The 14,464-nt window shown below is 60.2% G+C and carries 10 protein-coding genes; 6 read left to right on the top strand and 4 right to left on the bottom strand.

Features of this window, described 5'->3' with window-relative positions; all coding sequences use genetic code 11:
* Positions 1–56 precede the first annotated feature (56 nt).
* Positions 57–740: a lipoprotein-releasing ABC transporter ATP-binding protein LolD gene (lolD, locus tag CFE47_RS15355; protein WP_024074097.1), complete on the bottom strand. Its 684-nt coding sequence runs from the start codon at positions 738–740 to the stop codon at positions 57–59.
* A gap of 7 nt (positions 741–747) precedes the next feature.
* Positions 748–1,998: a lipoprotein-releasing ABC transporter permease subunit gene (locus CFE47_RS15350; protein WP_032888819.1), complete on the bottom strand. Its 1,251-nt coding sequence runs from the start codon at positions 1,996–1,998 to the stop codon at positions 748–750.
* A 94-nt stretch (positions 1,999–2,092) separates the two neighbouring features.
* On the opposite strand from CFE47_RS15350, the gene CFE47_RS15345 reads away from it, so the two are divergent.
* Complete coding sequence (locus CFE47_RS15345; protein ID WP_032888817.1) at positions 2,093–2,671, top strand: PilZ domain-containing protein; 579 nt, start codon at positions 2,093–2,095, stop codon at positions 2,669–2,671.
* A 44-nt stretch (positions 2,672–2,715) separates the two neighbouring features.
* The gene (locus CFE47_RS15340) at positions 2,716–3,438 is read left to right on the top strand and encodes a glycerophosphodiester phosphodiesterase (protein WP_181643971.1); all 723 of its coding nucleotides are present in this window, start codon (positions 2,716–2,718) and stop codon (positions 3,436–3,438) included.
* 42 nt (positions 3,439–3,480) lie between these two features.
* Here CFE47_RS15340 and sthA read toward each other — a convergent pair whose 3' ends face one another.
* Positions 3,481–4,875: a Si-specific NAD(P)(+) transhydrogenase gene (gene sthA / locus CFE47_RS15335; RefSeq protein WP_032888814.1), complete on the bottom strand. Its 1,395-nt coding sequence runs from the start codon at positions 4,873–4,875 to the stop codon at positions 3,481–3,483.
* 259 nt (positions 4,876–5,134) lie between these two features.
* Here sthA and CFE47_RS15330 point away from each other — a divergent pair, with 259 nt between their 5' ends.
* Positions 5,135–5,668: a chalcone isomerase family protein gene (locus tag CFE47_RS15330; RefSeq protein ID WP_032888812.1), complete on the top strand. Its 534-nt coding sequence runs from the start codon at positions 5,135–5,137 to the stop codon at positions 5,666–5,668.
* A gap of 194 nt (positions 5,669–5,862) precedes the next feature.
* On the opposite strand, the gene CFE47_RS15325 is transcribed toward CFE47_RS15330, so the two are convergent.
* The gene (locus tag CFE47_RS15325) at positions 5,863–7,326 is read right to left on the bottom strand and encodes a glyceraldehyde-3-phosphate dehydrogenase (protein ID WP_032888810.1); all 1,464 of its coding nucleotides are present in this window, start codon (positions 7,324–7,326) and stop codon (positions 5,863–5,865) included.
* Positions 7,327–7,666: 340 nt separating this feature from the next.
* Between CFE47_RS15325 and mfd the strand changes: the two genes are divergently transcribed.
* From mfd to CFE47_RS15310, 3 genes are read left to right on the top strand one after another with little or no spacing between them, the layout of a single operon-like run.
* Positions 7,667–11,116: a transcription-repair coupling factor gene (gene mfd, locus CFE47_RS15320; protein ID WP_032888809.1), complete on the top strand. Its 3,450-nt coding sequence runs from the start codon at positions 7,667–7,669 to the stop codon at positions 11,114–11,116.
* Positions 11,117–11,127: 11 nt separating this feature from the next.
* The gene (locus CFE47_RS15315; protein ID WP_032888806.1) at positions 11,128–11,694 is read left to right on the top strand and encodes a CsiV family protein; all 567 of its coding nucleotides are present in this window, start codon (positions 11,128–11,130) and stop codon (positions 11,692–11,694) included.
* A 9-nt stretch (positions 11,695–11,703) separates the two neighbouring features.
* Positions 11,704–14,391: a DEAD/DEAH box helicase gene (locus CFE47_RS15310; protein ID WP_181643972.1), complete on the top strand. Its 2,688-nt coding sequence runs from the start codon at positions 11,704–11,706 to the stop codon at positions 14,389–14,391.
* Positions 14,392–14,464: the final 73 nt, after the last annotated feature.

The following is a 14,464-nucleotide window of genomic DNA, read 5'->3' as shown; positions in this document are numbered from 1 at the left end:
TTGCACCGCCTGAAAAATTAAAAAAGCCCGACGCCAGGCGCCAGGCTTGAAACGGGTCAGATGGCGACCAGATGACCTTCCTGCAGGTGCAGCACGCGGTCCATCTGGCGGGCCATGCTCATGTCATGGGTCACCACCAGGAATGCAGTGCGCATCTGGGTGCTCAGCTCCAGCATCAAATCCTTGATGCCCTGGGCGGTGTGGGAGTCGAGGTTGCCGGTGGGCTCGTCGAGCATCACCAGGCCTGGGTTGTTCACCAGGGCGCGGGCGATTGCCACACGCTGGCGCTCGCCACCGGACAGTTCGGCCGGCTTGTGCTCAAGGCGATGGCCCAAGCCGACACGCTCCAGCAAGGCCTTGGCACGCTGGCGTGCTTCCGGGATTGCGGTCTTGCCGATCAGCAGCGGCATGCAGACGTTTTCCAGTGCGGTGAATTCCGGCAACAAGTGGTGAAACTGGTACACAAAACCCAACGAACGGTTGCGCAACTGGCCACGGGCCTTTTCATTCAAGGCTGACAATTCTTCGCCAGCCAGCCAGACGCTGCCCTGGGACGGCGTGTCGAGGCCGCCCAACAGGTTCAGCAAGGTACTTTTGCCGGAACCGGAACTGCCGACGATCGCCACGCGTTCGCCCGGATGGAGCTCAAGTTGCAGGTTGGACAGCACCACCACTGACTCAGGGCCTTCCTCGTAGGATTTGCCCAGGTTGCGGCAGCTCAGGATTGCTTTTTCACTCATGCCCGATTCACTCATAACGTAAGGCCTGTGCTGGCTGGGTACGTGCCGCGCGCCAGGCTGGATACAGGGTGGCAAGGAAACTCAGGACCAACGCAGCGCCGCCCACCATCAACACGTCCTGGGCCTGAACCTGGGACGGCAAGTAGTCGATGAAGTAGACGTCTGCATTGAGGAACTTGTGGCCGATCACTTTCTCAAGCAAGGCGATGGCTGCGCTGACGTTAAGCGCGGCCAGGATGCCCACGGCGGTGCCGATCAAGGTACCCACCACGCCGATCACGGTGCCCTGCACCATAAAGATCGCCATGATCTGCCCCGGCGTGGCGCCCAGGGTACGCAGGATGGCGATGTCGCCTTTCTTGTCATTTACCACCATCACCAGCGTGGAGATGATGTTGAACGCGGCCACAGCGACGATCAGCAGTAGCAGCAGGCCGATCATGGCTTTTTCCATGCGGATGGCCTGGTACAGGTTGCCGTGGGTACGGGTCCAGTCACGGGCGTAATACTCGGTTTCACCCAAGTGCTGGGCGATATCCCAGGCACCGCGCGGGGCGTCGAACAAATCGCTGAACTTCAGGCGCAGGCCCTGCACCTGATCCGGCTGCCAGCGCTGGAGGCGGGCCAGATCGGTGAGATTGGTCAGCCCGAGGTAGCCGTCGATTTCGCCGGCGCCCACATGGAAGGTGCCGACCACGGTAAAGCGTTTCATGCGCGGAAACATGCCCGCCGGGGTCACGGTGACTTCCGGCGCGACGAAGGTCAGCTTGTCGCCGAGGCCAACGCCGAGCTTGGCTGCGGCCTTGTCGCCGATCACGATGCCGAAATCGCCAGGCGCCAGATCATCGAGTTTGCCCTGCAACATGAACTTGTCGATGATCGACACGTTGCGTTCCTGGGCGGGGTCGATGCCATTGAGCAAGATCTTCTGCACCTTGCCATCATGGGTCAGCAGCCCCTGCATCTGGGTAAACGGCGCAACGGCCACGACCTTGGGGTTCTGCTTGACCTTGGCGGCCAGGTTTTGCCAATCGTTGATCGGCTCGCCCGACTCGATGGTCGCGTGGGGCACCATGCCCAGCACGCGGGTGCGCATCTCATGATCGAAGCCGTTCATCACCGACAGCACCACAATCATCACGACTACGCCCAAGGCGAGCCCGATCATCGAGGTCAAGGAAATGAACGACACAAAATGATTGCGGCGCTTTGCACGGGTATAACGCGTGCCAATAAATACGAAGAGAGGTCTGAACATGTCGGGGCTTGTTCGGAGGAAAAGAAGACGTCCCGGTGGCGGGGTCTGGTAAGCAGCTTTACACTCTGACCATTACCGTTACCTGGGGTTCGCCATGTCGACATTAGATGAAGAAGAGCGCCGCGAATACTACCGTATCGACGACATGATCGCACTCCAAATCAAAAACCTGTCGGCCCCCGAAGCGGCGAGCAAGGAAGTGTTGCTGGATGATTCACCGCTGTTCAACCTGCTCAGCGAATTGCACCTCAGCGAATTCGAAGCCCAGCACCTGCTGCGCCAACTGAGCGAGAAGGACCGCACCCTCGCCGCCTTCCTGCGCGTGCAGAACAAGCGCGTAGACCTGCTCAGCCAGATCATGGCACGCGGCCTGCTCGATGAGGTGGGCGCACCGCAGCCGGTGATCATCTCCGAAGGCGGTATCGACTTCCAACACCCTACCTCACTGGTCACCGGCGCTCACTTGGCCGTCAAGCTGGTGCTGATGCCCCAGGCGCTCGGCCTGCTGTTGCGGGCGCGGGTCACCCATTGCGATCCCAAGGGCGATGGCTTTGACGTGGGTACGGAATTTGAGTCCATGACCGATACCCAACGCCAACTGCTGGCGCGCTACATCCTGCAAAAGCAGGCCCAGGAACGCCGCCTGGCGCGGGAACAAAGCGACGACATCTGAATTCGTATTCACTACGCCAGCCAGCCTGGCGCAAAGGAGCAACTGTGACCCTGATTTACGGCCACCGCGGTGCCAAAGGCGAAGCACCGGAAAACACCCTGACCAGCTTCCAGGAGTGCCTCAAGCACGGTGTACGCCGCTGCGAACTGGATCTGCACCTGTCCATGGACGGCGAGTTGATGGTCATCCACGACCCGACCCTCAAGCGCACCGCTGACCGGCGCGGCAAGGTCGTCGAGTATTCGGCGGCGGACCTTGTGAAGATGGACGCACGCAAAGGCGGCCCAGGCTGGATCAAACCGTGCCCGATCCCGCGTCTGGAAGAGCTGTTCGAGCATTGCGACTTCGATCACTGGCAACTGGAAGTCAAAAGCGCTTCGCGCACCCGCGCCGCGACCACCGTGCTGGCAATCCGTGAGATGGCGGTACGTTTCGGCCTGATGGACAAAGTCACCGTGACTTCAAGCTCGCGGGAAGTATTGAAAGCGGCGGTTGAACTCACCCCGGACCTGTCACGCGGACTGGTCGCCGAATACGCCTGGCTCGACCCGCTGAAGGTCGCGCAAAACTACGGCTGTGAGTATCTGGCATTGAACTGGACGCTGTGCACCCCGGAGCGTCTGGAAAAAGCCCAGCGCCAGGGTTTGCACGTGTCCGTATGGACGGTCAACGAACCTGCGCTGATGCGCAGGCTCGCCGACTTCGGCGTAGATAGCCTGATTACAGACTTTCCCGGTTTGGCCACTGCCACCCTCGGGAATTACTGAAATCGGTCTCCCCGGCCGGCTCAGGCCACCGGCCGGAGCCGCTCAAAAAAGCCGGTTGAGGCCGTCGTAGGCCGCTACCCGATAGGCTTCAGCCATGGTCGGGTAGTTGAACGTCGTGTTCACAAAGTACTTGAGGGTATTTTGCTCGCCCGGCTGGTTCATGATGGCCTGGCCGATGTGCACGATCTCCGACGCCTGGTAGCCGAAGCAATGCACACCGAGCACCTCAAGGGTCTCGCGGTGGAACAGGATCTTCAGCATGCCTTGGGGCTCACCAGCGATCTGCGCACGCGCCATGCTCTTGAAGAACGCCTTGCCGACTTCATAAGGCACCTTGGCCTTGGTCAGTTCGTGCTCGTTCTTGCCGATCGAGCTGATCTCGGGAATCGTGTAGATCCCGGTCGGCACGTCGTTCACGTAGCGCCAGCTGCCGTTGTCGACGATGCTGCCAGCAGCCGAACGGCCCTGGTCATGCGCCGCACTGGCCAGGCTTGGCCAGCCGATTACGTCACCAGCGCCGTAGATGTTGGTTACACAGGTGCGATAGTTCTCGTCCACCTCGATCTGGCCACGGTTGTTGACCTTGACCCCGATGTTTTCCATGCCCAGCTTGTCGGTGTTGCCGGTACGGCCGTTGCACCACAACAAGGCGTCGGCCTTGATCTTCTTGCCGGACTTGAGGTGCAGGATCACACCGTTGTCCAGGCCTTCGACCCGCTCGTACTCTTCGTTGTGGCGCACGGTGATGTTGTTGTTGCTGAAGTGGTAGCTCAACGCCTGGGAAATTTCCGAGTCGAGGAAGCTCAGCAATTGGTCGCGGTTGTCCACCAGTTCCACCAATACACCCAGGCCGCTGAAGATCGAGGCGTATTCACAGCCGATCACGCCGGCGCCGTAGATGATCAATTTGCGTGGGGTGTGGCCCAGGCTCAGGATGGTGTCGCTATCGTAGATACGCGGATGGTGGAAATCGATATCGGCCGGGCGATACGGGCGCGAACCGGTGGCGATGATGATGTGTTTGGCCACCAGCTTCTCGACCACGCCGTTGGCGCACACCACTTCGACGGTTTGCTCGTCGGCGAAGCTGCCGGTTCCGAAGAACAGGTCGACACGGTTACGGGCGTAGTAGCCGGTACGCGAAGCCACTTGTTTGGAGATAACTTTCTCGGCGCTCTTGAGCACATCCGGGAACGAGAACCAGCGCGGCTCACCAATGGCCCGGAACATCGGGTTGGTGTTGAACTGCATGATCTGGCGGACCGAGTGACGCAAGGCCTTGGACGGGATGGTACCCAGGTGGGTGCAGTTACCGCCGACCTGGCGACGGCTATCGACCATCGCCACCTTGCGCCCTGCCTTCGCGGCGTTCATCGCCGCACCTTCTCCAGCCGGGCCGGAACCCAGTACCACCACGTCGTAGTTGTAGACAGCCATGCGTACTCCTCAGAACAGGCCAGGCGTACGGTTGGACGCCTGGCTAAATCATGCCGCGGCCAGCGGTCATGAAGGACAATTTGGCTCAAGTGTGTGAACCGGGGCACAGTCTATATAAGGCTCAACGCCGCGCACATTAACCCTTGGTCGCGTCGTAGGCCAGTATTGCCTTTACTACACGGCGCATTACCGCTAAATCCTGACACGGCCAGAAATTGAATTACCCTGTAGGCACGTACGTTTTTCAGGACGGGGCATTATGCGACATATAGTTATCTGTTTGATGATGATGCTGTCGATCACGGCGCATGCTAATGAGGCGGATCGATTGAAGCAGGCCGATTTCCCGGCACAGTCCCAGGAACTGGTCCTGAAAAACCAGGCGGTGCTCACGTACCTCTGGGCGGACGTGTACGCGGCGGCGCTATATGCCCCTGCGACGCTGAGCGCCAGACAGGCCTGGGACCAGCAAAAGGCGCTGCGCCTGGTGCTTTATTACTATCGCGACATCGACCGCTCCGACGTAATCAAGGCCGCCACCGCTACGCTGGAGCGCCAGCAAGCCAGCGCACGCTTGAAGCCCGAGCTGGATCAACTGCATGCCAGCTTTCGCAACATACGCAAAGGTGATCGATATGCCTTGGACTTTCATCCAGGGCGCGGCTTGAACCTTGAGATCAATGGCCAAGTGGTGTTCAGCAGCCGTAATGAGGCACTGGCCAGGGCTTACCTGGGTATCTGGCTGGCGCCCAAAGGGCTGTCTGATGAGTTGCGCGGCAAATTGTTGAAATGAAAATGGCCTGCCGTGGGGTATGCATCCACTGAACGACCGCTATCGGGGGCAAGTCCCCTCCCACATGTCGATTTGTGAGTACATTCAAATGTGGGAGGTAGCTTGCTCCCGGTGAGGCCCTGATCGACAACACAAAACCTGCAGCCATAAAAAAGCCCCGAACCAGTCGGGGCTTTTTCATTCAACGCAGAGGCTTAGCGCGGAAACGCAGGCGGGTTAACCCCAGCCATGTCTTCCATCACGCGAACCACCTGGCAGCTGTAGCCGAACTCGTTGTCGTACCACACGTACAGCACAACACGGTTGTCCTGGGTAATGGTCGCTTCCGCGTCCACCACACCGGCGTGGCGCGAGCCAACGAAGTCGGTGGACACCACTTCCTGGGAATTGACGTAGTCGATTTGCTTGTGCAGATCGGAGTGCAGCGCCATGTAGCGCAGGTACTCGTTCATCTCTTCACGGGTGGCGGCTTTCTCAAGGTTCAGGTTGAGAATCGCCATCGACACGTTAGGCGTCGGCACACGGATCGCGTTACCGGTCAGCTTGCCGGCCAGCTCAGGCAAAGCTTTGGCAGCAGCGGTGGCAGCACCAGTCTCGGTGATAACCATGTTCAGCGCGGCGCTACGACCACGGCGATCGCCTTTGTGGAAGTTGTCGATCAGGTTCTGGTCGTTGGTGTACGAGTGAACGGTTTCAACGTGGCCGTTAACGATGCCGAACTTGTCGTTCACAGCTTTCAGCACCGGCACGATGGCATTGGTGGTGCAGGAAGCGGCGGACACGATCTTGTCGTCAGCAGTGATTTCACCGTGGTTGATGCCGTGCACGATGTTCTTCAGCTTGCCTTTGCCAGGTGCGGTCAGAACAACACGGTCGACACCCGGGCAGGCCAGGTGCTGGCCCAGGCCTTCGGCATCACGCCATACGCCGGTGTTATCCACCAGCAGAGCGTCCTTGATGCCGTACTGGGTGTAATCCACCTCAGACGGGTTCTTCGCGTAGATCACCTGGATCAGGTTACCGTTGGCGGTGATGGTGTTGTTTTCTTCGTCGATGACGATGGTGCCGTTGAACGGACCGTGTACCGAATCGCGACGCAGCAGGCTGGCGCGTTTGGTCAGGTCGTTGTCGGCGCCTTTGCGCACGACAATGGCACGCAGGCGCAGGCCGTCGCCGCCACCGGTTTTTTCGATCAGGATGCGTGCCAGCAGGCGGCCGATACGACCGAAGCCGTACAGAACCACATCAGTGCCTTTGCGGGCAGCGGCGTTTTGCTGGCCAACCACATCGGCCATTTCTTCACGCACGAACTGCTCGGCAGTGCGGCCCGCGCCTTCTTTGCGGAATTTGTACGCCAACTTGCCCAGATCTACCGAGGCCGCACCGAGCTTGAGCTCGCTCATGGCCTTGAGCAGTGGGAATGTTTCGTGGACGGAGAGTTCGCTGTCGTCGGCAGAGCGATGGCGCGCAAAACGGTGCGCCTTGAGAATCGCGATGACGGACTGGTTGATCAGGCTGCGGCCATAGATCGAGCTCACCACATTGTTATTGCGGTACAGCTGACCGATAAGCGGGATCATCGCTTCTGCGAGTGCTTCACGGTCGATCCATTCACCAAGACACTGGTCGGGCTTCTGAGTCACGGGAACCTTCCACATGTAGGGGCTGAAAAAAGGGGCTACATTATGCCGCCCGACTGTCCTCGTCGCAATGCGCGCCAGGCAACAAAAAGTCCTTGCTAAAAAATACCGCCCCGCTGCAGCCCAGTAAATACGCGGGTTCCAGAAGGCCACTAGTTCAACGAGTCGGCCGACTTGTCCGTAACCCTCCTAAACATTCACGCTTTTTGGCACTACATATTGAGTCAAAACACGCCATTGTTTGTCTTAGCCACTACATTTCCTACAAACCGTAATAGGCTCAGTCAGCAACTGACAGGCGGCACCTCGGGCCGTTACAATTACCGACTTTGTCGCAACGCTTGGAGCTCAACCTTCCGTGCCCGTTCTGCGTCTACCGCTACTCCCTGCCGCGGCAGGTAAACAGCACTGGGGCAACCTGCCCGGTGCCGCCCTGAGCCTGGCCATTGCCGAGGCTGCCAGCGCAGCCAAGCGCTTTACCCTGCTGCTCACCGCCGACAGCCAAAGCGCCGAACGGTTGGAGCAGGAGCTGAGCTTCTTCGCCCCCGATTTGCCGGTGCTGCATTTTCCCGACTGGGAAACCCTGCCCTACGACCTGTTCTCGCCGCATCAGGACATCATTTCACAGCGCATCGCCAGCCTGTACCGCTTGCCGGAACTGGCCCACGGTGTGCTCGTGGTGCCGATCACAACGGCCCTGCACCGTCTGGCACCGACCAAGTTCCTGCTGGGCAGCAGCCTGGTGCTGGATATCGGCCAGAAACTCGATGTGGAACAAATGCGCACGCGCCTGGAAGCCAGCGGCTACCGCTGCGTCGATACGGTGTATGAGCACGGTGAATTCGCGGTGCGCGGCGCCCTGATTGACCTGTTCCCGATGGGCAGCAAGTTGCCGTACCGCATCGACCTGTTCGATGACGAAATCGAAACCCTGCGCACCTTCGATCCGGAGAACCAGCGCTCTATCGACAAGGTCGACTCGGTCAAGCTGCTACCCGCGCGGGAATTCCCGCTGCAAAAAGACGCGGTGACCCGCTTCAAGGCGCGCTTCCGCGAACGCTTCGATGTCGACTTCCGTCGCTGCCCGATCTTCCAGGACTTGAGCAGTGGGATTACCCCCGCCGGTATCGAGTACTACCTGCCGCTCTTTTTCGACGAAACCTCCACGCTGTTCGATTACCTGCCCCAGGACACCCAGGTGTTCTCGCTGCCGGGTATCGAGCAAGCCGCGGAAAACTTCTGGAACGACGTGCGCAACCGCTACGAAGAGCGCCGCGTCGACCCGTCCCGTCCTTTATTGCCACCCGCCGAGCTGTTCCTGCCGGTGGAAGACTGTTTCGCGCGCCTGAAAAACTGGCCGCGCGTTGTCGCCAGCCAGCAGGACGTGGACGCCGGCAGCGGCCGCGAACGCTTCCCAGCCGGAACGCTGCCGGATTTGGCGATTCAAGCCAAAGCCACGCAGCCCCTGGAGGCTTTGTCCAACTTCCTCGGCGACTTCCCCGGCCGCGTGCTGTTTACCGCCGAATCCGCCGGCCGTCGCGAAGTGCTGCTGGAATTGTTGGAACGTCTGAAACTGCGGCCAAAAACCGTCGACAGTTGGCCGGACTTTGTGAAAAGCAAAGAACGCCTGGCGATCACCATCGCACCGCTCGACGAAGGCCTGCTTCTGGATGATCCGGCCCTGGCACTGATCGCCGAGAGCCCCCTGTTCGGCCAGCGCGTGATGCAGCGGCGCCGTCGCGAAAAACGCGCCGACGCCAACAACGACGCCGTGATCAAGAACCTCACCGAGCTGCGCGAAGGCGCGCCGGTGGTGCATATCGACCACGGCGTGGGTCGCTACCTCGGTCTGCAGACGCTGGAGATCGATAACCAGGCCGCCGAATTCCTCACCATGGAGTACGCCGAGGGCGCGAAGCTCTATGTGCCGGTTGCCAGCCTGCACCTGATCGCCCGCTACACCGGCAGCGACGACGCACTGGCGCCGTTGCACCGCCTGGGGTCCGAGACGTGGCAGAAAGCCAAGCGCAAGGCCGCCGAACAGGTGCGCGATGTCGCCGCTGAACTGCTCGACATTTACGCCCGTCGCGCCGCCCGCGAAGGCTATGCCTTTGCCGACCCGAAAGCCGACTACGCCACCTTCAGCGCCGGCTTTGCCTTCGAAGAAACGCCGGACCAGCAAACCACCATCGAAGCCGTGCGCGCCGATATGCTCGCGCCAAAGCCGATGGACCGCCTGGTGTGCGGCGACGTGGGTTTCGGCAAGACCGAAGTGGCGATGCGCGCAGCCTTCATTGCCGTCCACGGCGGCCGACAAGTCGCGATCCTGGTCCCGACCACCCTGCTCGCCCAGCAGCACTACAACAGCTTCCGCGACCGCTTTGCCGACTGGCCGGTAACCGTCGAAGTGATGAGCCGCTTCAAGTCCGCCAAGGAAGTGAACGCCGCGATCGCCGACCTGGCCGAAGGCAAGATCGACATCGTGATCGGCACGCACAAGCTGCTGTCGGACGATGTGAAGATCAAGAACCTGGGTTTGGTGATCATCGACGAAGAACACCGCTTCGGCGTGCGTCAAAAGGAACAGCTCAAGGCCCTGCGCAGCGAAGTCGACATTCTTACGCTCACTGCGACGCCGATCCCCCGCACCCTGAACATGGCGGTGTCGGGCATGCGCGATCTGTCGATCATCGCCACGCCGCCGGCACGCCGGCTGTCGGTGCGCACCTTCGTGATGGAGCAGAACAAAAGCACGGTCAAAGAAGCACTGCTGCGTGAGCTGCTCCGTGGTGGCCAGGTGTACTACCTGCACAACGACGTAAAAACCATCGAGAAATGCGCCGCCGACCTCGCCGAACTGGTACCGGAAGCACGCATTGCCATCGGCCACGGTCAGATGCGCGAGCGTGAACTCGAACAGGTGATGAGCGACTTCTACCACAAGCGCTTCAACGTACTGATCGCCTCGACCATCATCGAGACTGGCATCGACGTACCGAGCGCCAACACCATCATCATCGAGCGCGCTGATAAGTTCGGCCTGGCGCAGTTGCACCAACTGCGTGGCCGCGTCGGCCGTAGTCACCACCAGGCTTACGCCTACCTGCTGACTCCGCCGCGCCAACAGATCACTTCCGACGCCGAGAAGCGCCTGGAAGCCATTGCTAACACCCAGGACCTGGGCGCCGGATTTGTGCTGGCCACCAACGACCTGGAAATCCGTGGCGCCGGCGAACTGCTGGGCGACGGCCAGAGCGGGCAGATCCAGGCCGTCGGCTTCACCTTGTATATGGAGATGCTTGAACGCGCGGTGAAAGCTATCCGCAAGGGCGAGCAGCCGAACCTCGATCAACCCCTGGGCGGCGGCCCGGAAATCAACCTGCGCTTGCCGGCCTTGATTCCCGAAGATTACCTGCCGGATGTGCACGCACGGTTGATCCTGTACAAACGCATCGCCTCGGCCACCGACGAAGAAGGCCTCAAGGATTTGCAGGTTGAAATGATCGACCGCTTCGGCCTGCTGCCGGAACCGACCAAGAACCTGGTGCGCCTGACCTTGCTTAAATTGCAGGCCGAGCAGCTGGGTATTAAGAAAGTCGACGCAGGGCCACAGGGCGGACGCATCGAGTTCGAAGCGCAAACGCCGGTAGACCCGTTGGTGCTGATCAAGCTGATCCAGGGCCAACCCAACCGCTATAAGTTCGAAGGGGCTACGCTGTTCAAATTCATGGTGCCGATGGAACGTGCCGAAGAACGCTTTAATACCCTGGAGGCGCTGTTTGAGCGCCTCATCCCGAAATCTGTTTGAAGGACGCCCCAATGCGCCTGTTCCGCATTTTGAGCTTGTTGTTGGTGGTACTGGCGCCTTCGGCATTTGCCGACAGCCCGTACCAGGTAGAAATGATCCTGGTGCGCCAAAACGCAGAGCCGGTGATCAACAGCCGCGCCGCGCCGGAAAACTGGGATGCCGGGGCTGTGCGCCTGGGCGACAAGATGAGCCCGCCGCGCCTGAACAATATCGTCGACAAGCTCAGGGCCGATAACAGTTACACCGTGTTGGCGCACAAGGCGTGGGAACAGAACCTCGGTGAACAGCCGGTCAAAATCGCGATCACCGACGGCGAGGAGCAGTTCGGCCAGTTCCCTATCGAGGGCACGCTGAACCTGCAACTGGGGCGCTTTACCGATATCGATGCGCAATTCTGGATCAATCAGTTCGACAGCAAGGGCAGCGTGATTGCCAGCGAGCACCTGAACCAGACCGACGTGCGCACCAAGAACAACCAACTCAACTATCTGGACGGCGGCCATCTGGCACTGCTGATCAAGATCACTTCGCTGACCGCCAAGCCACCCAGCGCACCACCGCCCGACATTCAGGACTGATCCAGCGCCATGCCCCTGACATCGTCGCTGACCAAACCCCTGGCCCCTTCGTGGGCCAATCGCTTCAAAGAGCAGAGCCTGGAGCGCGGGCGACGTTACGCGCTGGAGAACCGGGTGCGCATCGTCGAATCCGGTGACAGCACCATCATCGCCAGTTGCGAAGGCTCGGGCGGCAACGTTTACCGACAAACCATCTCGCTGCGCGAATCGGCCAAGGGCTCGCTGATTCTGGTAGACAGCCGCTGCACCTGCCCGGTGCACACCAATTGCAAACACATCGCTGCCGTTTTGCTCAAGGTCCAGGAAACACTGGCGTATCCGGCAGCCGCACAGGACGCCGAATTGCTGGAAAAACTCCAGGCCGTACTGGATAACCGTGTGGTGTTGCCGCAGGTGGTGATGGAGGACGTGCCGCCGGTCCCGCGCCTGTGGCTGGCGAGTGTCGAGTTCAGTGCGTTCGAACCGCGCAATGGCAAGATGCAGCGCTATATCCAGCACCGTGCCGCGCTCTCGTTCAATTACTTGGGCAACTATGTCAGCGGGCAAAAGAACGCCGACATCATCGTGCGCCAGGAAACCCAGAGCCTGCGCATCAAGCGCCATCCGGAGCTGGAACAACCCTTTCGTGAACGACTGCGCCTGCTGGGTTTCAAGATCGCCACCCGCCAGAGCAAGGCACTGCCGGAAAGCGCTGGCGAGCTCTTCGAAATGGTCAATGACAGCGCCTGGCTGAACTTCACCCTTAACGTCTCACCCACCCTGCGCGCCGAAGGCTGGGAATTGCAGATCGATGAGGATTTCGGTTTCGACCTGAGCCCGGTGGACGACTGGTACGCCACTGTCGATGACGGGCCTGAGCGCGATTGGTTTGACCTGGAACTGGGCATCATCGTCAACGGAGAGCGGCTGAGCCTATTGCCGATCCTGCTGAATCTGATGCGCTCCCACACCGAGATCCTCAACCCGGAGAAACTCGCTCGGCGCCGCGATGACGAACTGATCCTGGTGAATATCCCCGGCCTGCCCAACGGCCACGGCCCACTACAAGTGGCATTACCTTACGGCCGCCTGAAACCGGTTCTGGCAACGCTTGGCGAGTTTTACCTACAGGACCCTGGCACCACGCTGCGTTTGGCCAAGGCCGATGCAATTCGGTTGAACCCGCTGGAAGACCTGCCACTGCAATGGGAAGGCGGCGAGAAGATCCGCAACTTTGCCCAACGCCTGAGGGATATCAAGGACTTCACCTGTGCGGCGCCCGAGGGTTTGAACGCGACGTTGCGCCCGTATCAGTTGGAAGGCCTGAGCTGGATGCAGTCGCTGCGGCAATTGGACGTCGGCGGGATCCTTGCGGATGACATGGGCCTGGGTAAAACCCTGCAGACCCTGGCGCATCTGCTCAGCGAAAAGATTGCCGGACGCCTGGACCGGCCCTGCATGGTGGTGATGCCCACCAGCCTCATCCCTAACTGGCTCGACGAAGCCGCGCACTTCACACCGCAACTCAAGGTGTTGGCGCTGTACGGCGCGGGACGCAAGAAACACTTCGCCAACCTGCAGGACTACGATCTCCTGCTCACTACCTACGCCCTGCTGCCCAAGGATATCGACCACCTCGCCGCCCTGCCCTTGCACGTACTGATCCTGGATGAAGCCCAGTACATCAAGAATCCCTCCAGCAAGGCGGCCCAAGCGGCGCGCGAGCTGAATGCTCGGCAGCGCCTGTGCCTGAGCGGCACGCCCTTGGAAAATCATCTGGGCGAACTGTGGTCGCTGTTCCACTTCCTGCTGCCAGGTTGGTTGGGCGACGTAAAAAGCTTCAACCGTGATTACCGCGTGCCCATCGAAAAGCGCGCCAGTGAGGTGCGATTGCAGCACCTCAACGGCCGGATAAAACCCTTCCTGCTGCGCCGAACCAAGGAACAAGTGGCGACGGAGTTGCCACCCAAGACCGAAATCATCCACTGGGTCGACCTCAACGAGGCACAGCGCGACGTGTACGAAACCATGCGCCTGGCCATGGATAAAAAGGTCCGCGACGAGATCACCCGCAAGGGCGTGGCGCGCAGCCAGATCATCATCCTTGAAGCGCTGCTCAAGCTGCGACAGGTCTGCTGCGATCTACGCTTGGTCAACGACGCCACTCTGCCTGCCCGCGGCAGCAGCTCGGGCAAGCTCGACAGCCTGCTGGAAATGCTCGACGAGTTGTTTGCCGAAGGTCGCCGGATCCTGCTGTTTTCCCAGTTCACCTCGATGCTGAGCCTGATCGAAGTCGAACTGAAAAAACGCGGCATTGCCTACGCGCTGCTCACCGGCCAGACCCGGGATCGGCGCACGCCGGTGAAGGATTTCCAGAGCGGCAAGTTGCAGATTTTTCTGATAAGCCTGAAGGCCGGTGGCGTGGGGCTTAACCTGACGGAAGCCGATACCGTGATCCACTACGATCCGTGGTGGAACCCGGCGACGGAAAACCAGGCCACTGACCGTGCGTATCGCATCGGGCAGGAGAAGCCGGTATTTGTCTATAAGCTGATTGCCCGAGGGACGGTGGAAGAGAAAATCCAGCACCTGCAGAAGGAAAAATCCGACCTGGCGGCGGGTGTGCTGGATGGACGAACCACCGGGGATTGGCAGTTGGGCAATGAGGAAATTGAAGCGTTGTTTGCGCCGCTGCCTGATAAGCAAGAGAAGCGCTGACCGTTAGATTGTTTGGTAGGCAAGCCACACACCCGGAATGAACACCCTGTGAGAGCTGACTTGCCTGCGATGG

The sequence above is a fragment of the Pseudomonas sp. PGPPP1 genome (assembly GCF_002255865.1).
GTDB lineage: Bacteria > Pseudomonadota > Gammaproteobacteria > Pseudomonadales > Pseudomonadaceae > Aquipseudomonas > Aquipseudomonas cremoris.
This window is presented reverse-complemented; position numbering and strand designations above follow the sequence as displayed.

What these genes read in the sequence shown, in the direction of transcription:
- lolD (WP_024074097.1), bottom strand. Translation starts at nt 740, where the DNA reads ATGAGTGAAAAAGCAATCCTGAGCTGCCGCAACCTGGGCAAATCCTAC.
- CFE47_RS15350 (WP_032888819.1), bottom strand. Translation starts at nt 1,998, where the DNA reads ATGTTCAGACCTCTCTTCGTATTTATTGGCACGCGTTATACCCGTGCA.
- CFE47_RS15345 (WP_032888817.1), top strand. Translation starts at nt 2,093, where the DNA reads ATGTCGACATTAGATGAAGAAGAGCGCCGCGAATACTACCGTATCGAC.
- sthA (WP_032888814.1), bottom strand. Translation starts at nt 4,875, where the DNA reads ATGGCTGTCTACAACTACGACGTGGTGGTACTGGGTTCCGGCCCGGCT.
- CFE47_RS15330 (WP_032888812.1), top strand. Translation starts at nt 5,135, where the DNA reads ATGCGACATATAGTTATCTGTTTGATGATGATGCTGTCGATCACGGCG.
- CFE47_RS15325 (WP_032888810.1), bottom strand. Translation starts at nt 7,326, where the DNA reads ATGTGGAAGGTTCCCGTGACTCAGAAGCCCGACCAGTGTCTTGGTGAA.
- CFE47_RS15315 (WP_032888806.1), top strand. Translation starts at nt 11,128, where the DNA reads ATGCGCCTGTTCCGCATTTTGAGCTTGTTGTTGGTGGTACTGGCGCCT.
- CFE47_RS15310 (WP_181643972.1), top strand. Translation starts at nt 11,704, where the DNA reads ATGCCCCTGACATCGTCGCTGACCAAACCCCTGGCCCCTTCGTGGGCC.